This is a genomic window from Trinickia mobilis (assembly GCF_017315705.1).
GTDB classification, from domain to species: Bacteria; Pseudomonadota; Gammaproteobacteria; order Burkholderiales; family Burkholderiaceae; genus Trinickia_A; species Trinickia_A mobilis.
On sequence record NZ_JAFLRF010000001.1, the window covers coordinates 381022 to 399356 of the forward strand.

Below are 18335 nucleotides of genomic sequence, written 5' to 3' on the forward strand. Positions count from 1 at the left end.
GCTTCGGCTTATCTCGCCATCACACCCGCTCGATCGCGATCGCAATCCCCTGCCCGACGCCGATACACATCGTGCACAGCGCGTAGCGCCCCTTCGTGCGGTGCAGTTGATACGTCGCGGTCGTGACGAGGCGCGCGCCGCTCATGCCGAGCGGGTGCCCTAGCGCAATCGCGCCGCCGTTCGGATTGACGCGCGGATCGTCTTCGGCCACGCCGAGCATGCGCAGCACCGCAATGCCCTGCGACGCGAACGCTTCGTTCAGTTCGATCACGTCGAACTGGTCGATCGTCATGCCGAGACGCGCCAGCAGCTTCTGCGTGGCGGGAGCGGGGCCGATACCCATCACGCGCGGCGCGACGCCCGCCGTCGCGATGCCGAGCACGCGTGCGCGCGGCGTCAAGCCGAAGCGCTTCGCACTGTCCTCATTGGCGAGCAAGAGCGCGACGGCGCCATCGTTGACGCCCGACGCGTTGCCCGCCGTCACCGTGCCGTCGGGGCGCACGACACCCTTCAGCTTCGCCAGCGCTTCGAGACTCGTCTCGCGCGGGTGCTCGTCTTGCGAGACCACGATCGGATCGCCCTTCTTCTGCGCGATCGTCACCGGCACGATTTCCTGCGCGAGCGTGCCGTCGCGCTGCGCACGGGCGGCTTTCTGCTGGCTGCGCAACGCAAACGCATCCTGCGCTTCGCGGCTCACCTTGTAGTCCTGCGCGACGTTCTCGCCCGTTTCCGGCATCGAATCGACGCCATATTGCTGCTTCATCAGCGGATTGACGAAGCGCCAGCCGATGGTCGTATCGTAGATATCGGCCTGGCGCGAGAACGCGGCGGGCGCCTTGCCCATCACGAACGGCGCGCGGCTCATGCTTTCGACGCCGCCCGCCAGCATCAGCGCCGCTTCGCCCGATTTGATCGCGCGCGCGGCGATGCCGACCGCATCCATGCCCGAGCCGCACAGGCGGTTCACGGTCGAGCCCGGCACGGTTTGCGGCAAACCGGCAAGCAGCAGCGACATGCGCGCGACGTTGCGGTTGTCTTCGCCGGCCTGGTTGGCGCAGCCGTAGATCACGTCGTCGATGGCCGACCAGTCGACGTCCTTGTTGCGCTCCATCAGCGCTTTCAGCGGCACGGCGCCGAGGTCGTCGGCGCGCACCGACGACAAAGAACCCGCATAGCGGCCGATGGGCGTGCGGATGGCGTCGCACAGGAAGGCTTCGGTCATGTGATGTCTCCAGAGAGTGAGTGCTGGCGCACGCGCTTGGGCGCGGCGCAATCGAGCGGGTGGCGGTCCGCCGATTGTCGCTGCGAATGGGAAAGCCCGTGCGACCGGACCGCATATGTTCTATATGCGAACTAAAGATCGTGTATCGAACATTTACGACGATCATAGAGGCTCGTGGAAACCCTTGTCAAGCGTGACCCTTTTCTGATAAACCGGCCGCGCACCTGCCTTTTTACGTTTCAAATGGCCGGCATTTGCGCGGATCTCGCCGGCGGCGCTCGCGTTCCAAGCGCTTTCGCCCTGTTCCGCCTGGCCGAAGGTTGGCGAACTACGAGCCTTGAGCTATCTTCACGGCTGCCACTTTCCGCACGGCGGGTTTCCGCCACGAGGCCATGAGCAAAGCCCCCCAAACGTCGCCCCCGTTCCCTGACGAAGCCGCGGAAGCGCCGGACAAGCCCGGCGACTCCTACGTCCAGTCGTTCGCGCGCGGACTCGCGGTGATCCGCACGTTCAACGCCGAGCGCCCCGAGCAAACGCTGACCGACGTCGCCGCCGCCGCCGGCCTCACGCGCGCGGGCGCGCGGCGCATCCTGCTCACGCTGCAAACGCTCGGCTACGTCGAAGCCGAGGGGCGCCTCTTTCGCCTCACGCCGAAGATCCTCGATCTCGGCTTCGCCTACCTGACGTCGATGCCGTTCTGGAACCTGGCCGAGCCGGTGATGGAAGAGTTGTCCGCGCAGGTTCACGAAAGCTGCTCGGCCGCCGTGCTCGATCGCACGGAGATCGTCTACGTGCTGCGCGTGCCGACGCACAAGATCATGACGATCAACCTCTCGATCGGCAGCCGCTTGCCGGCCTATTGCACGTCGATGGGCCGCGTGCTGCTTTCCGCGCTGAGCGACGAAGAACTCGACGCGGCGCTCGACGCCACGCAGATCGTCGCCTACACGCCGCGCACGATCGTCGACAAGGACGAACTGAAGACGACGATCGCGCAAGTCCGCGCGCAAGGCTGGGCGGTCGTCGATCAGGAACTGGAGGCCGGCTTGATTTCGCTTTCGGCGCCGATTCGCAACCGCCAGGGGCGCGTGATCGCCGCGCTGAACATCAGCGGCAACGTGCAGCGCAATTCCGCGAAGCAGATGGTCAAGGCGTTTCTGGAACCGTTGCAGCAGGCTTCGCGGACCGTCTCCGATCTGGTGGCGCGGCGCGGTTAGCCCTCGTTGGCGTTTCGGGGCGGTTGGGGTGTGTTGCATCCACCGGTTGAATCCGCGCAGATTGGTCAGCGAATCGATCTGCCGCCGTCCACCGAAACTTGAACACAACAATTACATTTAAATTACAATCACCGATCATCAGGCGCCAATGCGCTTCGCAGTCCAAATTTAAATCACCTCTGCTGGATCGACGCAGCGTTACGCATCGTCGCGCCGATCCCGCTCGTCCGGCCTAAAAAGAAGAGGACAAAGCATGCAGTTCATTAGGGAATTGCTGACTGACTACATCACTGCATATCGAACGGCAGTGAAAAACTATAAGGCACTGCCCGTCCATTTCGTTGCGTCGACGCTCTTCATGCTCGCGGTGACCGGACTCGACGCCCTCGTCCCCTATCTCCTGCGGGAAGCCACCAACGCGTTGTCGGCCGGTGAACACCGGCACGCGATCACGGCGATCTTGCTTGCCGGGGCCTATGGACTGTGTTGGACCGCCGCGCGCGTGTCGGAATGGATCAAAACGATGGTTTCGGCAATCCCGCTGACGCGCTGCGACGCCTCTTTTCAACGTGCGCTCTATTCACATCTCATCCGAGTCGAGTATGGCCGACTAGCGGCCATTGACCCCGGTTCCATAGCATCGATCGTCGCTCGCAGCAGAACGGCCTTCAGCACGATCACCTTCACGCTGCTCTGGGTGGTCGTTCCCACGCTGTTTCAACTGGGCCTTGCCAGCGCCGTCGTGTGGCGCTTCACCGAAGGGTACTTCGCGGTCGCTTTCGCAATCTCGATGCTGGTGCTGTTTGTGTCGACCTGGTGGCTGGCCTCAAGAAGCAAAAATGCTCATCAGGATGTATTCAGCGCCGAGAACGCCTTGTCGAGCCATCTCGTCGAAAAACTTTCCTTCCTGCTCGACATCAAGTTGAACAACGCTTACGACCGGGAAGATTCCGCGCTGAGCGCCATCCTGCGCGAGTACGTCACCAAGGCATCGCGTGCCAACTCACGAATGGCGCTGTTATTGGCCGCGCAAGCACTGTGTACCGGCATCGTGCTAACGGCGTTCACTGTCATGACAGCCGCAAAAGTCACGGACGCCTCTTTCCAGGTCGGCGATTTCGTGATGATCGTCGGCTATATCGTGACGTTGACCGCCCCGTTCACGATGCTTTCTGCAACTTTGTCTGAACTGCGCGGAAATCACGTCGCCCTGCGCGACGGGTTCGAGATTCTTGGGTTGCCGCTGGAATCAGGCGACTCCACTGCGGTGTTCGTCCGATCGACCGGTCTCGTATGCGATATCGAAAACGCCGATCTCGTCGTAGGGTCGCGCGTGATCCTGAAAGATGTTTGCTTTCGCGCAGCAAGAAATAAGTTGACCGTCCTCATTGGACCATCAGGAAGCGGCAAGTCGAGCCTTATCAATCTGATACTCGGTTTGATTCGCCCAAGCCGCGGCAAGGTTTCCGTGCTAGGCGCGAATACCCGCAACGTTGCCTCCTCAGTCATCGCTAGAGAGCTGGCAGTGGCGCCGCAAAATCCGTTGATCGTCTCGGGGACACTGAGGGACAACCTCGCGTATGGCTGTGATGACACGCCCGATGATCGGCTGCTGCTGGAGATCGTCGACGAACTTGAACTCGCGGATCTTGGCAAAGAATGCACACCTAACGTCCTGGATCAGGATCTGGGGGTACAGGGGCGGGAGCTATCTGGCGGCGAGCGGCAGCGGATCGCGCTCGGTCGAGCGTTAGCCCGGCGGCCCTCAATTTTGATTCTCGACGAACCGACGTCGTCAATCGATCCAGCGCGCGAGGCTCGAATCATCGAACGTGTCAGGGTGCGCGTGCCGACGATCATCGCGGTGACCCATCGTGATGCCTTGCTGCGTGTAGCGGACCGGATCTATCAGGTGGGAGACAGTCGGGTAAGGCTCGTTGCACGTCCTCCAGCCGAAATCCCGAACTGAGTTGTTCGGTGAATAAAAAGCATCAGCGATGAGGAATCCAAGGAATATCGTATGACCACGAGTTCTGCCCACACCATCGATCGCAACTCGCGCAGCCCCAAGATTGTCAACGTTGCCTTTTCATACAATGTCTATTCCCTTGTCAAAGAATTTGTAGCCAACAAGAAAATAGACGAGGAAGTTGAATTTGCTTTAGAGGAGATGCACCTGGGGCCAATTGAATTCAGCAGCGTAGATTCCCGCCGGGAATGGTTAAATACTCACGTTGGCGTTGAAGTTAAAAAAGAACAGTTGCTCGCGGCTGAGCGAACGTACTTTGCGCTGAGAGAATGGATTCATCGCGGCGTGAGTATAGTGGCCTGGGTCGATGTGAACGATTCAGCTGAGTACGCGAATTTTTTGTACTGGATTGACCGCTGTGATCCGAAGACATTTTTAATGGCAAGGCCAGATTTTCCCGGTCATGGCAATTTTCTGAATTTCGAATCGGATCCAGAAAAGATAATGAATTCAATTCGCCATTCGGCGGAACTGATTCGACTGGAATGTGTAGAGGGATATCGAAGGCAGTGGGCCAGACTAAAGTCGGAAAACTCGGCATTCCGTCTTTTTGATGCAGAAAATGTTCTTAAATCCTTTGCCATTGATGCATTCGACGAGGTATTAACGTCGTCCATTCGAACCGACTGGGAGGCCATGCCGAAAATCCTACTAAGAGCGATTCGTAAGTGCTGGGCAGACGGGCACTCCATTCCCGGCGATCTAGTATTTAGCTATCGAATTATTCAGCTTGCCAAAAATTCAACGGAGATGGAAATGAGAGGTGATTCGAGCGATCCAATGCGACTCGAATTTCGTGTTATTTGATGACAGGCAATCATGAAAAGTAATCCACGCCGCTGGATCGGTGCAACGTTGGCCGTCATCGTGCCGATTCTGCTTACCGCGCTCTACAAGCTGTTTTTTTCGGGCAGCGAAGGCCCGCAATACCTGAGCGCCACCGTCTCCCGCGCCGACCTGGAAGACGCCGTCCTAGCCTCCGGCACGCTGCAGGCCTTCAAGCAAGTCGATGTCGGCGCGCAGGTGTCCGGCCAGTTGAAGTCACTCAAGGTGCAGCTCGGCGACACAGTCAAGAAGGACCAATGGCTCGCCGAGATCGATCCGGTCATCTCCGAGAACGCGCTGCGCCAAGCGGTGGCCAACGAAGCCGATCTCGCCGCGCAACGGCGCGCCACGGCCGCCCAGCTCACGCAGGCCGAGCTCGCCTTCAAGCGCCAGCAGCAGATGCTCCGCGACGACGCCGCCTCGCGGCAGGACTTCGAAGCCGCTCAGGCGCAGCTCGACGTGCAGCGCGCAACGCTCGCGTCGCTCGACGCGCAGATCCGCTCCGCCCGCATCCAGATCGAGACGGCGCGGGCGAACCTTGGCTACACGCGCATCGCCGCGCCGATGGAGGGCGTTGTGGTCGCGATCGTCACCCAGGAAGGCCAGACCGTGATCGCGCAACAGCAGGCCCCGGTGATCCTCAAGCTCGCCGATCTCGAAACGATGACCGTCAAGGCGCAGGTTTCCGAAGCGGACGTGATCCGCATTCATCCAGGCCAGAGCGCCTACTTCACGATCCTCGGCGACGCCGACAAGCGCTACTACGGCAAGCTGCGCGCGATCGAGCCCGCGCCGCAGAACTTCCTCGACATGCAGGGCGGCGCAGGCGGCATGGGCGGCGGCGCCTCGAAACCGAACACCGCTGTCTTCTACAACGCGCTTTTCGAGGTGCCGAACCCGGGACACCGGCTCCGCATCTCGATGACGGCGCAGGTCGGCATCGTGCTCGGCGCCGCGCAGCATGCGCTTGTCATCCCCGTGGCCGCGCTCGGGCCGAAGGACAAGAACGGCGCCTATCCCGTGCGCGTGCTCGGCAAGGACAACCGAGTCGATACGCGCAGGGTTCGCACGGGAATCAACAACAGTGTGAAAGTGGAAGTGCTGTCGGGCCTGAACGAAGGGGAAAGCGCAATCATCGGCGAGGCCGCGGACCACCCCGATGTCGATCCCGGCGCACCCGGCTCGGGAGCTTGACGATGCCGGAACCGCTCTTGCAACTGACGAACGTCACGCGCCGCTTTCCGGCGGGCGACAAGGACGTCGTCGTGCTCAAAAGTGTCGATCTGACGATTGAAGCGGGCGAGATCGTCGCAATCGTCGGCGCGTCCGGTTCGGGCAAATCGACGCTCATGAACATCCTCGGCTGCCTCGACCATCCGAGCTGGGGCAGCTACCGGATCGGAGGCCGCGAAACCAGTGAGCTTTCGAACGACGAACTCGCGCAACTGCGCCGCGAGCATTTCGGCTTCATCTTCCAGCGCTATCACCTGCTGCCGCACCTGAACGCGGCGGCCAATGTCGAAATGCCGGCCGTCTATGCGGGGAGCTCGCACGCCGAGCGGCACGAGCGTGCGGAGCGACTGCTCGCGAGCCTCGGGCTCGCCGAGCGCGCCGGGCATCGGCCGAGCCAGCTCTCCGGCGGCCAGCAGCAGCGCGTGAGTATCGCGCGGGCGCTCATGAACGGCGGCGAAGTGATCCTCGCCGATGAACCGACGGGCGCACTCGATACGAAAAGCGGCCAGGATGTGATCCGCGTTCTGCGCGAGCTGAACGCACTCGGCCACACCATCATCATCGTCACGCACGACAAGCACGTCGCAGCGCACGCGCACCGCATCGTCGAGATCAGCGACGGCGAAATCGTCGGCGACCATCGCAATCGCCAATACGGCGAAAGCGCCGCCAGCTTCGACAACGCCGGCAATGGCGCCCTGCCGCCCCGCGCGCCGCGCCTCGCCGCCGGAATCGGACGGTTTGCCGAGGCGTTCAAGATGGCGTGGGCCGCGCTGGTCTCGCACCGGCTGCGCACGCTGCTGACGATGCTCGGCATCATCATCGGCATCACGTCGGTGGTGTCGATCGTCGCGATCGGCGAAGGCGCCAAGCGCTACATGCTGAACGAGATCAGCAGCATCGGCACCAACACCATCGACGTCTATCCCGGCCGCGGCTGGGGAGACAGCCGCGCCGGCGATATTCAGACACTGGTGCCGGCCGATGTGACGGCGTTGAGCGAACAACTTTACGTCGACAGCGTCACGCCGATCACGGCCCGCAGCCTCATGCTTCGATACCGCAACGTCGACTTGAATGCGATGGTCAACGGCGTCGGCGAACGCTTCTTCCAGGTCACCGATCTCCCGCTCGGCGCCGGGATTGCCTTCAGCGCCGAAGACGTGCGCCGTCAGGCGCAAGTCGCCGTGATCGACCGGAACACACGGCGCAAGCTGTTCGGCGCGTCCGTCAATCCGCTCGGCCAGATCATCCTGATCGACAACCAGCCCTGCGTCGTGATCGGCGTCACGTCAGAGAAGAAAACGATGTTCGGCCCGACGAAAGACCTCAACGTCTGGGTGCCCTTCACCACCGCGAGCACCCGCTTATTCGGGCAGCCGTTTCTCGACAGTGTCCGAGTGAGGGTTCGCGACGGCCAGCCCAGCGCCGCAGCCGAGCGCAGCCTGACAACGCTTCTGCTTCAGCGGCATGGCCGCCAGGATTTCTATACGGACAACATGGACAGCGTCGTCAAGACCGTCGAGAACACGGGCCGGTCGCTGACGCTTCTGCTCTCGCTGATCGCGGTGATTTCTCTCGTCGTCGGCGGGATCGGCGTGATGAACATCATGCTCGTCTCCGTCAACGAGCGCACCCGCGAGATCGGCATCCGCATGGCAGTCGGCGCGCGCCGGGCCGACATCCTGCAGCAGTTCCTCGTCGAAGCCGTGATGGTGTGCCTGATAGGCGGCGCGATCGGAATCGTGTTGTCGTTTGCGATCAGTTTCGTGTTCTCCTTCTTTGTCGACCCATGGAAAATGGTGTTCTCGGCCAGCTCGATCGTCTCGGCGTTCCTGTGCTCGACGCTGATCGGCATCGTGTTCGGCTTCATGCCCGCGCTCAACGCATCGCGGCTCAATCCGATCGACGCGCTCGCGCGCGATTGACGGGGGGCCGGCCATGACTTCGATTGCACGTGTTCGTCGCCATGCCGTCGCATTGGTTACGGCCATCCTTCTGACCGGCTGCGCGAAATCGGGCAAGCCGCCGCTGCCCGCCGTCGACATGCCCGCGCACTGGGTCTCGCCCGCCGACGCGCAAGCCGAGCCCGTGCCAGCCCGGTGGTGGCAAGCCTTCAACGATCCGGTGCTGGACCGGCTGATCGGCGATGCCTTGCGCACGAACAACGATCTCGCTGCCGCGGCGATCCGCGTCTATCGCGCGCAACTGCAAGCCGGGCTTGCCGACACGACTCTCACGCCGGCCATTACGCTCGGGGCGAACGGCAGCATCACACGCGCGCTCGACACGCATCAGATGAGCCGAACTAGCGGCATCACCGGCTCGCTCGCGTACGAACTGGACCTCTGGGGCAAGCTGGCCGCCGAACGCGACGCTGCGCGCTGGGAAGCCGAAGCGACGCAAGCCGATCGTGACGCCGCGCAGCTGGCGCTGATCGGCACCACGGCCGCGCTTTACTGGCAAGTGAGCTACCTGAACCAGCAGATCGCACTCGGCGATGCCGACATCGCCTATGCCAACCAGACGCTCGCGCTCGTCAAATCGCGCTACGCAGCCGGAGCCGTCTCGGGCCTCGACGTCGCGCAGGCGGAGCAGAGCCTGTCCGAGCAGCGCGCGGCGCAAACGCAGTTGATCCAGCAGCGCACCGAGAACCGCAACGCGCTTGCGATTCTCTTCGACCGCCCGCCGCAGGCGCAGGCGCCCGAGCGCGATGTATTGCCGGATATGCCGCTGCCCGACGTGAGGGCCGGCGTGCCTGCCGAGCTGCTCGGGCGGCGCCCCGATCTGCGCGCGGCCGAGTTTCGTCTGCGCGAATCGCTCGCGAACGTCGACGTGACGCGCACGAGCTTCTACCCGGCGTTCACGCTGACCGGCAATCTCGGCACGACGAGCCAGAGCCTTGCGCGCGTCCTGCAGAACCCGGCGGCGACGCTCGGCGTCGGGCTCGCGCTGCCGTTCATTCAATGGAACGCGATGCAGTTGCGGATCAAGGTCTCGAAGAGCGAGTACGAGGAAGCCGTCGTGAACTTCCGGCAAACGCTCTATGGCGCGCTGGGTGAGGTCGAAAACGCGTTGTCGGCGCGGGTTCAGCTCGATAGCGAGGCGACGCAGCGCAGCTTGTCGCTCGCACAGGCGCAACGCGCGCAAACGCTAGCGAAAGCGCGCTTCCGAGCAGGCGCAACAGACGTCCAGCCCTGGCTCGACCAGCAGCAGCGCCTGCGGGACGCGCAAAGCGCTCAGGCGTTGAATCAATTGAGCCGCCTCAACAACCTGATGAACCTGTACAAGGCGCTCGGCGGCAGCGATGCCGCCTCATTCCCGCTGGCCGGCCCCGCTGTGGATTCCGTCGCGCTCGGCGAGCGGTAGTCGGCGGGCAACTGCCCTACTGCCCGAGATACCGCTCCACAAGCCGCGCCCAAAACGCCGCGCCGACCGGCAGATTGCGATCGTTGAAGTCGTAGTTCGGATTGTGGACCATGCACCCGTCCTCGCCCACGCCGTTGCCCAGCCGCAAGAACGTGCCAGGCCGCTTTTGCAGCATGAATGCGAAGTCCTCGCTGCCCATCAGGGTGTCCGCGCTCGCCACGACGTTCTCGCTGCCCACCAGCTCGCGCGCAACCTCGATGGCGAACTCCGTCTCCGCATCCGAGTTGACGACGACCGGATAGCCTTCGATGTACTCGACCAGGGCCTTCGCGCCGTAGCTCGCCGCCTGCGCCGCTACGAGTTCGTGCACACGGCGCTTGAGCAGTTCGCGCACCTCGGGGCTGAACGAGCGGATGCTCAGCTCCAGCTTCGCCGTGCTCGAAATCACGTTGTTCGCGGTGCCCGCATGCATCGAGCCGATCGTGACCACGGCTGGCTGCGCCGGGTCGACGTTGCGCGCGACGATGGTCTGCAGCGCCATCACGATGCTTGCGGCCACAACGACCGGGTCCACCGTCAGATGCGGCCGCGCCGCATGTCCGCCGACGCCTTCGATCGTGATGATCGCCTTGTCTCCCGCCGACATGAACGGGCCCTTGCGGAACAGGAACACGCCCGGCTCGGCGCCCGGGTGATTGTGCACGCCGAACACGGCGTCGCACGGAAAGCGCTCGAAGAGGCCGTCTTCGATCATCTTTTTCGCGCCGCTATCGACGCCGCTCTCCTCCGCCGGCTGGAAATACAGATGCACGGTGCCGGAAAAGCGCTTGGTTGCGGCGAGGTGCTGTGCGGCGCCGAGCAGCATCGTCGTGTGGCCGTCGTGGCCGCACGCGTGCATCTTGCCGTGCGTCGCGCTCGCGTACGGCAGGCCGGTTTGCTCGACGATCGGCAGGGCATCCATGTCGGCGCGAATGCCGATGCGGCGCGTGCCGTCGCCGGCCTTCAGCGTGCCGACCACGCCGGTTCGGCCGACGCCGCGCGTGACTTCCCAGCCCCATGCTTCCAGCTTGCTCGCGACGAGCGCGGCCGTATCGACTTCTTCGTAGGCGAGTTCGGGATGCTGGTGGATGTGGTGGCGGATGTCGCGCAGGCCGGGCGCTGCGGCTTCGAGATCTTCGACTTGTGTCAAACGGATGTGGCTCATGATTCGCTCCGGTGTTGTCGGAAGCACGCTGCGGCGCGGGCGGCTGCGATGGCCCTTCGCTACGCCTGCAAAAAGCGAGTCCGCAGCCCAAGGCCTTGCCGTCGTCCGCGCCTCGCGGCCTAGCCGCGCATCATGCCACGCAGCTCGCCGTTTGCGCGATTCCGCGCAGCACGTCGACGAACCGCTGCCCAGCCGTTTCGAGCGTTCCCGAATTGTCGATCGAAGCCAGCCGCACGCCTTCGGGCACCTGGAACGGCGCGTGCCGGGCAAGGCGCGCCGCGACCTGCTCGGCCGTCTCGCGCGCCCGCGCGCCGAGCCGCGCGGCGAGGATGTGCGGCGCCGCGTCGACATGGACGAGCTGTGCGAGCGGATAGCGCGCCAACACGTCGCGCAAATGCTGCCGCGAACCGTTGACGACCACCGCGCACCCGCGCGCGAGCCAAGCGTCGAGTTCGATGCCGATCCCGTAGCGCAATTCGTGGCTCGCCCATTCGAGCGCGAAGAGGCCGAGCTTCGAGCGGCCGGCGAATTCGCCGGCCGTCAGCGCGATGTGGTTTTCTCCATGGCCCACGGGCCGCGTGATGTAGCGATGCGCGAAGACGATCGGCTCGCCCGCGAGCGCGTTGCGCGCGTAGGCGAGCAGCGAGTCCTTGCCCGCGCCCGACGGTCCCATCACGTAGACGAGGCGGTTGCTCATCGTGCGCGCCTCGCCATTTCAGCGGCCTGCGCGCCATCGCTCGCCTGAGCCCCGCCTGCCGGGAACGGGAGCCGATGCCAGAGCACGAACGGCGCGCCCGGCGACGGCTCGACGAACAGCGCCGCGCCGTCGACCGGCAGCGGCCCCAGCCGCGCCGCCTCTGCGTGCCAATGACCGATGAGCGCGTCGCATTCGTCGTCGGCAGAAAGGGAATCGGAAAGCGTCATATGAAACCGGAACTCCTCGAACACGTACGGATAGCCCCACGCGAGCAGCAATTCGTGCTGCCGCTCCGTCAGCGGTGCGGCAAGGCGGCGCGCGATGTCGGCGGCTGCGGGCCGCGCTCGCAATGCGTCGAGCGTGCGCAAGGCATCGGCCGCGAGCGCGCGCAACGCGTCGCCGCCCGGGCCCGCAGCCGGGCGCAGCGCCACGAAGCGGCTCAAGAGCGCCGCTTCGACCGGCAGCCAAAATGACGTCTGGCGCCGCGCCCAGGCCAGCGCCGCTTCGAGCACGTCGCGCGGCGCGACGCCGTCTGCCAGCTTGAACGGAGCAACAAGCGTGCCGTGCCATCCATAGCGGCGCGGGGCCGCGGTCAGATCGCCGACTTTCCGGCGCAGGGCGGCAAGCGTGGGCGGTGTATGGGCGGTGCCGGTCTCGGGATCGCGCCCGAGCCATGCGCACCCGGCTTGCCACCAGCCGGATTCGCGCGGCGGCGCGTAATAGATCGCAAAGCGCGCCCCGGCCGGCCAAACCGCTGCCGAAGAATCGGCGAAATCCGCCGCCTGAGCTTCGTCGGTCAATGCTTGCGAGCGCATCGAATTGAGGGCGCTCATACGTCGTGCTCGATCATCAGTTGCACGCGGTCGGCCGCAAAATGCGTGATGCCGTACTTCACCGGCACGCCTTCCATGTCCGCGTCGACGTTCTCGACCCACAGCACCGGCTGCTGCCGGTTGATGTTCAGCCGCCGCGCGACTTCGGCCTCGGGCAGCACGCTGCCGATGCGGCTCCATTTGCGCACATAGTCGTGCACGCCGAATTCGGCGAGCGCCTTCGTGATGCTGTTCGTGCGCTGGAGCACGTCGGGCATGTCCGGAAAGCGCGCGGCCGGATACCAGTTGCGCGCGAAAGTGAGCGGCACGCCGTCCGATTCGTGGCGCGTTTCGATCTTGTAGACGAACGCCCCCGCACGAATGGCGAGCGCCTTGGCGACATTCGCGTCGGCCTTCACGCGGGCCGCCGAGAGCATCGTGCCGCTCGGCGCGTGATTCTGTCGCTGAAGGTTTTCGGTGAAGCGCGTGCGGCGGCCGATCGAATAGTCGATCGCGCCGGGCTGGACGAACGTGCCGCGCCCCTGCTCGACGCTCACGAGGCCCAATGCGGCCAGCCCGAGCATCGCGCGCCGCACGGTATGGCGGTTCACGTCGAAGCGCTTCGCCAGCTCGCCTTCGCTCGGCAGCCGCCCTTCGGCGCCGAAGCCGCTCGCCGCGATTTCCGCCGCGAGGATCTGCTCGATCTGCCGCCACACGGCGACGCCCGCGCCGCGCTCGACGACGGTTCCCGGACTCCCGCTGTCGTTCGATGCGTTCGATGTCATGGCGTTGTCATTCCCTTGAGTTCCAATTTCGTTTTGCGCATTGTAGTGCGGCCGGCGTGATGGAAATGTGAAAATCGCGCGGTGGCGCACGCCGGCCAAAAATTTTACATCTAAACGTCTAGACGTTTAGATGAATAGATGGTCAAATGTTTGCACTTTTGATCGCGTCGACAAGGAATTCCATGAGCGCAACCGAGGCCTCGTCCCCCAACTCCCGCCGGCAGGCGTGGCTCGCGGTGCTCGCCCGCGCGCCGCGCGCCGATCTGGAAGCCGCGCTTGCGCAAGCATGCGACGGCGCCGCACCGCCCGCGTATGAATGGCTGCGCGCGCCCGAGATCGGGCTCGCGATGGTGCGCGGCCGCATCGGCGGCACCGGCGATCCGTTCAATCTCGGCGAGGCCACGGTCACGCGCGCCACGCTGCGGCTGACGGGCGTCGCCGGCAGCGACGGCGCGGCGCCGGTCGGCGTCGCGTGGCATCTCGGGCGCGACAAGCGCCGCGCGGAACTCGCGGCGCTCGCCGATGCCATGCTGCAAGTGCCGGAGCGGCACGCCGCGCTCAACGCGCAACTGATCGAACCGCTCGCCGCGCGCATCGCGGCGCAACGCGAAGCGCGCCGGCAGGATGCGGCGTCGACGCGCGTCGAATTCTTCACGATGGTCCGAGGCGACTGATGCCCCCCTCAAAGATTGCACTTTCGAGCTTGACGCCGGGTTTCGCCGATCCGGTTCACGAGACGCAGGCCGTGTTCCGCACGCTGCTCGACGCGCTGGCGCGGCCCGGCACGATCGGCTCCGTCGACGCTGCGCTGCCCGCAGCCGTCGCGGGCCAACCGCACTCCGGGCACGCCGGCCGCGCAGCGTTCGCCACCCTGCTCGCGCTCGCCGACGACACCACGCCCATCTGGCTCGCCACGCCCGACGCGGCGCTCGGCTCCACGCTGCGCTTTCACACCGGCGCGACGTTGACGGATACGCCCTCGCGCGCCGCCTTCGCTTACCTACACGACGCCGAAGCGCTGCCGCCGCTCGACACCTTTGCGCTCGGCGAGCCCGAAACGCCGGAACAGTCCGCCACGCTCCTGATACGCGTCGACGCGTTCACAGGCGGCGCACAGGTCACGCTGAGCGGCCCCGGCATCGAAACGACGGCGTCGATCGCGCCGCGCGGCCTGCCCGAGCGCTTCTGGCACGAACGCGCCGAACTCGCCGTGCACTTTCCGTGCGGCATCGATTGCTATCTCGTCTGCGGCGACGCGCTCGTCGGCCTGCCGCGCACCACCCGAGCGGAGGTGAACTGATGTACGTAGCCGTCAAAGGGGGCGAGCGCGCGATCGAAGCGTCGTGGCGCCTCATCGATAAAGCCCGCCGCGGCGATACGCGGCTCGCCGAGCTGTCCATCGCGCAGATTCGCGAGCAGTTGCGCCTCGCGGTCGCGCGCGTGATGACCGAGGGCTCGGTGTACGACGAAGAGCTGGCCGCGCTCGCGATCAAGCAGGCCGCGGGCGATCTCGTCGAAGCGATCTTTCTGCTGCGCGCGTACCGCACGACGCTGCCGCGCTTCGGCTTCACCGAGCCGCTCGATACCGAAGCGATGCTCGCCGAGCGGCGCATTTCCGCGACGTTCAAGGACGTGCCGGGCGGTCAACTGCTTGGCCCGACCTACGATTACACGCAACGTTTGCTCGATTTCGCGCTGTTGGCCGAAGGCGATGACGCGGCGGCTTCGCAAGAGCCCTTTTCGCTGCGCGACAAGCGCGCGTCGCACAGTGCGGGCGCCAAGCCCGAGCCGATGCCCCGCGTCGTCAGCCTGCTCGACCAGGAAGGCCTGATCGAACAGGAGCGAGCGTCGGAACACGCCGCCGAGCCCGGCGACCTGTCGCGCGAGCCGCTCGCGTTCCCGGCGCACCGCACGACGCGCCTGCAGAATCTCGCGCGCGGCGACGAAGGCTTCCTGCTCGCGATGGGCTATGCGACGCAGCGCGGCTATGCCAACGCACACCCGTTCGCCGGCGAAATCCGCTATGGCCATGTCGCCGTCGAAATGGACCTGCCGGAGCTGGGCTTCGCCGTCGAGATCGGCGACGTCGACGTCACCGAATGCCAGATGGTCAACCAGTTCAAAGGCAGCGCAAAAGCCCCGCCCGCGTTCACGCAAGGCTACGGCCTCGTGTTCGGCCATTCGGAGCGCAAGGCGATGGCGATGGCGCTCGTCGACCGCGCGCTGCGCGCGCAGGAACTCGGCGAGACCGTCTCGTCGCCGACGCAAGACGTCGAGTTCATGCTGTCGCATAGCGACAGCGTCGAGGCGTCCGGTTTCGTCCAGCACTTGAAGCTGCCGCACTACGTCGACTTCCAGGCCGAGCTGGAACTCGTGAGACGGTTGCGCGCACAACATGATGGCCGCGAGCGCGGCGATGACGAGGAACAAGCCGCATGAACGCTCCCGATATGCAGGTCCTTTCCGATACCGATGCCGATGCCGATGCCGATGCCGATACCGCCCGGATCGCGGACGCCGCGGCCGAAGGCTACAACTTCGCCTATCTCGACGAGCAGACCAAGCGCATGATCCGCCGCGCGCTGCTCAAGGCCGTCGCGGTGCCGGGCCATCAGGTGCCGTTCGCGTCGCGCGAAATGCCGCTGCCGTTCGGCTGGGGCACAGGCGGCATTCAAGTGACGTCGGCGATCATCGGCCGCGACGATACGCTCAAAGTGATCGACCAGGGCTCCGACGAAACGACGAACGCCGTCAACATCCGCCGTTTCTTTGCGCGCACGGCGGGCGTCAAGACGACCCGCAAGACGGCGGAAGCGACCGTCATCCAGACGCGTCACCGCGTTCCCGAAACGCCGCTGACCGCGAACCAGATTCTCGTCTACCAGGTGCCGAACCCCGAGCCGCTCTTCAAGCTCGAACCGCGCATCGCCGAGTGCAAGAAGCTCCACTCGCTCGCCGACTACGGCCTGATCAGCGTGAAGCTCTACGAGGACATCGTGCGCCACGGCAGCATCGCGACGACCTACGACTACCCGGTGATCGTCAACGGCCGCTACCTGAGCTCGCCCTCGCCGATCCCCAAGTTCGACAACCCGAAAATGCACATGAACCCCGCGCTGCAATTGTTCGGCGCCGGCCGCGAGCGGCGCATCTACGCGATTCCGCCCTACACGTCCGTGCGCAGCCTCGACTTCGACGACCACCCGTTCGAAATCCAGCGCTGGGAGCATGCGTGCGCGCTGTGCGGCTCGCGCGAGAGCTTCCTCGACGAAATGATCGTCGACGATGCCGGCAAGCGGATGTTCGTCTGCTCCGACAGCGACTACTGTCACGACCGGCGCGAGGCGCAAGCGGAGCACGGCACGGATCAGCACGAAGGAGAACGTGCATGACGCCGCTTCTTTCCGCCCGCTCCGTCACGAAGCAATTCGGCGGCCGCAACGGCTGCGCCGATGTCACGTTCGATCTCTATCCCGGCGAAGTGCTGTGCATCGTCGGCGAATCGGGCTCGGGCAAGACGACGCTTTTGAACACGCTCGCCTTGCGCACCGAGGCCGATAGCGGCTCGCTCAGCTACACCCGCACGAACGGCGAGGCGATCGACCTGTTCGCGCTCAGCGAACCGCGGCGGCGTCTTCTGATGCGCACCGAATGGGGCTTCGTGCAGCAGAACTCGCGCGACGGCCTGCGCCTCGGCGTATCGGCGGGCGCGAACATCGGCGAGCCGCTGATGGCCGCCGGCGCGCGCCATTACGGGCAGATCCGCCGTACCGCCGCGCAATGGATGGAACGCGTCGAGCTGGACTCCGCGCGCATCGACGAGCTGCCCGCCGCATTTTCGGGCGGCATGCAGCAGCGCCTGCAGATCGCGCGCAATCTCGTCACCGGGCCGCGCCTCGTGTTCATGGACGAGCCCACGGCCGGCCTCGACGTCTCGGTGCAAGCGCGGCTGCTCGACTTGCTGCGCACGCTCACCACCACGCTGCATCTCTCCGTGCTGATCGTCACGCACGACATCGGCGTGGCGCGGCTGCTCGCGCACCGGCTCATGGTGATGCAAGGCGGCAAGGTCGTCGAAGCGGGCCTCACGGATCAAGTGCTCGACGATCCGCAACATCCGTACACGCAGACGCTCGTGTCGTCTGTGCTTCCCGTCTAAAGTCCAAAGGAATCGACGATGACGACAACCGCAACCAGCGCACCGGAAAGCGCCTTCATCCGCAACGGCGCGCTGATGCTGCGCGCGCAAGACGTCAGCAAGCGCTTCACGCTGCACACGCAAGGCGGCGCGACGATCGCCGCGCTCTGTGGCGTATCGCTCGACGTCGAGCGCGGCGAATGCGTCGTGCTCGCCGGGCCGTCGGGCGCGGGCAAGAGCACGTTCCTGCGCTGCCTGTACGGCAACTATCTCGCGACGGGCGGCACGATCGCGATCCGCGACGATTCGCGCGCCGAACGCCACGTGTGCATCACCGGCGCGGAACCGCACGACGTGATCGCGCTGCGCCGCTCAGTGGTGGGCTACGTGAGCCAGTTTCTGCGCGTGATCCCGCGCGTGCCGACGCTCACGCTCGTGGCCGAGCCGCTGGTCTCGCGCGGCGTCGACGAGAACGAAGCGCGCGAACGCGCGTCCGCGCTGCTCGCGCGCCTGAACGTGCCGCAGCGCTTGTGGCCGCTCGCACCCGCCACGTTTTCCGGCGGCGAGCAGCAGCGCGTGAACATCGCACGAGGCCTGATCGCCGAGCATCCGCTGCTGCTGCTCGACGAGCCCACTGCCTCACTCGATGCGCAAAACCGGGATATCGTGGCGGAATTGATCGAAGCAGCGCGCCAGCGCGGCGCGGCGATCGTCGGCATCTTCCACGACGAAGCGACGCGCGCGAACGTTGCGACGCGCCGCCTCGAATTGAGCGCCCCCGCTGCCGCTTTTCAAGTTCACTGA

At 65.1% G+C, this 18335-nt stretch carries 17 protein-coding genes; 12 read left to right on the forward strand and 5 right to left on the reverse strand.

Going from position 1 to position 18335, the window contains the following annotated elements:
• Positions 1-19: 19 nt before the first annotated feature.
• Entirely contained in the window at positions 20-1222 is a 1203-nt protein-coding gene (gene pcaF / locus J3489_RS01735) for a 3-oxoadipyl-CoA thiolase (RefSeq protein WP_206995533.1), read from the reverse strand.
• A gap of 392 nt (positions 1223-1614) precedes the next feature.
• Here pcaF and J3489_RS01740 point away from each other — a divergent pair, with 392 nt between their 5' ends.
• From J3489_RS01740 to J3489_RS01765, 6 genes are all read left to right on the forward strand, one after another.
• Positions 1615-2439, forward strand: a complete 825-nt coding sequence (locus J3489_RS01740; RefSeq protein ID WP_206995535.1) for an IclR family transcriptional regulator — start codon at positions 1615-1617, stop codon at positions 2437-2439.
• A 253-nt stretch (positions 2440-2692) separates the two neighbouring features.
• A complete protein-coding gene (locus tag J3489_RS01745; RefSeq protein ID WP_206995537.1) occupies positions 2693-4408 on the forward strand; it encodes an ATP-binding cassette domain-containing protein in 1716 nt (571 codons plus the stop codon).
• 51 nt (positions 4409-4459) lie between these two features.
• Positions 4460-5275, forward strand: coding sequence for a DUF3658 domain-containing protein (locus J3489_RS01750; protein ID WP_206995539.1), 816 nt, complete (start codon positions 4460-4462; stop codon positions 5273-5275).
• Between the two features lie 12 nt (positions 5276-5287).
• A complete protein-coding gene (gene macA / locus J3489_RS01755; RefSeq protein WP_206995540.1) occupies positions 5288-6487 on the forward strand; it encodes a macrolide transporter subunit MacA in 1200 nt (399 codons plus the stop codon).
• A gap of 2 nt (positions 6488-6489) precedes the next feature.
• Complete coding sequence (locus tag J3489_RS01760) at positions 6490-8454, forward strand: MacB family efflux pump subunit (RefSeq protein ID WP_206995543.1); 1965 nt, start codon at positions 6490-6492, stop codon at positions 8452-8454.
• A gap of 13 nt (positions 8455-8467) precedes the next feature.
• Complete coding sequence (locus tag J3489_RS01765) at positions 8468-9895, forward strand: efflux transporter outer membrane subunit (RefSeq protein WP_206995545.1); 1428 nt, start codon at positions 8468-8470, stop codon at positions 9893-9895.
• A 16-nt stretch (positions 9896-9911) separates the two neighbouring features.
• On the opposite strand, the gene J3489_RS01770 is transcribed toward J3489_RS01765, so the two are convergent.
• From J3489_RS01770 to phnF, 4 genes are all read right to left on the reverse strand, one after another.
• Positions 9912-11099: a M20 aminoacylase family protein gene (locus tag J3489_RS01770; RefSeq protein WP_206995547.1), complete on the reverse strand. Its 1188-nt coding sequence runs from the start codon at positions 11097-11099 to the stop codon at positions 9912-9914.
• 130 nt (positions 11100-11229) lie between these two features.
• Entirely contained in the window at positions 11230-11796 is a 567-nt protein-coding gene (gene phnN / locus J3489_RS01775; protein ID WP_206995548.1) for a phosphonate metabolism protein/1,5-bisphosphokinase (PRPP-forming) PhnN, read from the reverse strand.
• A complete protein-coding gene (locus J3489_RS01780; protein WP_206996036.1) occupies positions 11793-12611 on the reverse strand; it encodes a DUF1045 domain-containing protein in 819 nt (272 codons plus the stop codon). Before J3489_RS01780 ends, phnN begins: the two co-directional genes overlap by 4 nt.
• A gap of 14 nt (positions 12612-12625) precedes the next feature.
• Positions 12626-13393, reverse strand: a complete 768-nt coding sequence (gene phnF / locus J3489_RS01785; RefSeq protein ID WP_206995550.1) for a phosphonate metabolism transcriptional regulator PhnF — start codon at positions 13391-13393, stop codon at positions 12626-12628.
• A gap of 182 nt (positions 13394-13575) precedes the next feature.
• Here phnF and phnG point away from each other — a divergent pair, with 182 nt between their 5' ends.
• Genes phnG through phnL form a run of 6 tightly spaced genes read left to right on the forward strand, consistent with a single transcriptional unit; the run spans position 13576 to position 18335 of the window.
• Positions 13576-14067, forward strand: a complete 492-nt coding sequence (phnG, locus tag J3489_RS01790) for a phosphonate C-P lyase system protein PhnG (RefSeq protein WP_206995552.1) — start codon at positions 13576-13578, stop codon at positions 14065-14067.
• On the forward strand, positions 14067-14693 hold the full coding sequence (gene phnH, locus J3489_RS01795; protein ID WP_206995554.1) for a phosphonate C-P lyase system protein PhnH: 627 nt from the start codon (positions 14067-14069) through the stop codon (positions 14691-14693). The genes phnG and phnH overlap by 1 nt, the downstream gene beginning before the upstream one ends.
• Positions 14693-15832 carry a carbon-phosphorus lyase complex subunit gene (locus J3489_RS01800; RefSeq protein ID WP_206995556.1) on the forward strand — a complete coding sequence of 380 codons (1140 nt, stop codon included), beginning with the start codon at positions 14693-14695 and terminating at the stop codon, positions 15830-15832. The genes phnH and J3489_RS01800 overlap by 1 nt, the downstream gene beginning before the upstream one ends.
• The gene (locus J3489_RS01805; protein ID WP_255554870.1) at positions 15829-16785 is read left to right on the forward strand and encodes an alpha-D-ribose 1-methylphosphonate 5-phosphate C-P-lyase PhnJ; all 957 of its coding nucleotides are present in this window, start codon (positions 15829-15831) and stop codon (positions 16783-16785) included. The genes J3489_RS01800 and J3489_RS01805 overlap by 4 nt, the downstream gene beginning before the upstream one ends.
• Positions 16782-17552, forward strand: coding sequence for a phosphonate C-P lyase system protein PhnK (gene phnK, locus J3489_RS01810; RefSeq protein ID WP_206995557.1), 771 nt, complete (start codon positions 16782-16784; stop codon positions 17550-17552). The genes J3489_RS01805 and phnK overlap by 4 nt, the downstream gene beginning before the upstream one ends.
• 18 nt (positions 17553-17570) lie before the next feature.
• A complete protein-coding gene (phnL, locus tag J3489_RS01815; RefSeq protein WP_206995559.1) occupies positions 17571-18335 on the forward strand; it encodes a phosphonate C-P lyase system protein PhnL in 765 nt (254 codons plus the stop codon).

Excerpts from the sequence above, each read along its gene's own strand:
- pcaF (WP_206995533.1), bottom strand. The coding sequence starts at position 1,222 with ATGACCGAAGCCTTCCTGTGCGACGCCATCCGCACGCCCATCGGCCGC.
- J3489_RS01740 (WP_206995535.1), top strand. The coding sequence starts at position 1,615 with ATGAGCAAAGCCCCCCAAACGTCGCCCCCGTTCCCTGACGAAGCCGCG.
- J3489_RS01745 (WP_206995537.1), top strand. The coding sequence starts at position 2,693 with ATGCAGTTCATTAGGGAATTGCTGACTGACTACATCACTGCATATCGA.
- J3489_RS01750 (WP_206995539.1), top strand. The coding sequence starts at position 4,460 with ATGACCACGAGTTCTGCCCACACCATCGATCGCAACTCGCGCAGCCCC.
- macA (WP_206995540.1), top strand. The coding sequence starts at position 5,288 with ATGAAAAGTAATCCACGCCGCTGGATCGGTGCAACGTTGGCCGTCATC.
- J3489_RS01760 (WP_206995543.1), top strand. The coding sequence starts at position 6,490 with ATGCCGGAACCGCTCTTGCAACTGACGAACGTCACGCGCCGCTTTCCG.
- J3489_RS01765 (WP_206995545.1), top strand. The coding sequence starts at position 8,468 with ATGACTTCGATTGCACGTGTTCGTCGCCATGCCGTCGCATTGGTTACG.
- J3489_RS01770 (WP_206995547.1), bottom strand. The coding sequence starts at position 11,099 with ATGAGCCACATCCGTTTGACACAAGTCGAAGATCTCGAAGCCGCAGCG.
- phnN (WP_206995548.1), bottom strand. The coding sequence starts at position 11,796 with ATGAGCAACCGCCTCGTCTACGTGATGGGACCGTCGGGCGCGGGCAAG.
- J3489_RS01780 (WP_206996036.1), bottom strand. The coding sequence starts at position 12,611 with ATGCGCTCGCAAGCATTGACCGACGAAGCTCAGGCGGCGGATTTCGCC.
- phnF (WP_206995550.1), bottom strand. The coding sequence starts at position 13,393 with ATGACATCGAACGCATCGAACGACAGCGGGAGTCCGGGAACCGTCGTC.
- phnG (WP_206995552.1), top strand. The coding sequence starts at position 13,576 with ATGAGCGCAACCGAGGCCTCGTCCCCCAACTCCCGCCGGCAGGCGTGG.
- phnH (WP_206995554.1), top strand. The coding sequence starts at position 14,067 with ATGCCCCCCTCAAAGATTGCACTTTCGAGCTTGACGCCGGGTTTCGCC.
- J3489_RS01800 (WP_206995556.1), top strand. The coding sequence starts at position 14,693 with ATGTACGTAGCCGTCAAAGGGGGCGAGCGCGCGATCGAAGCGTCGTGG.
- J3489_RS01805 (WP_255554870.1), top strand. The coding sequence starts at position 15,829 with ATGAACGCTCCCGATATGCAGGTCCTTTCCGATACCGATGCCGATGCC.
- phnK (WP_206995557.1), top strand. The coding sequence starts at position 16,782 with ATGACGCCGCTTCTTTCCGCCCGCTCCGTCACGAAGCAATTCGGCGGC.
- phnL (WP_206995559.1), top strand. The coding sequence starts at position 17,571 with ATGACGACAACCGCAACCAGCGCACCGGAAAGCGCCTTCATCCGCAAC.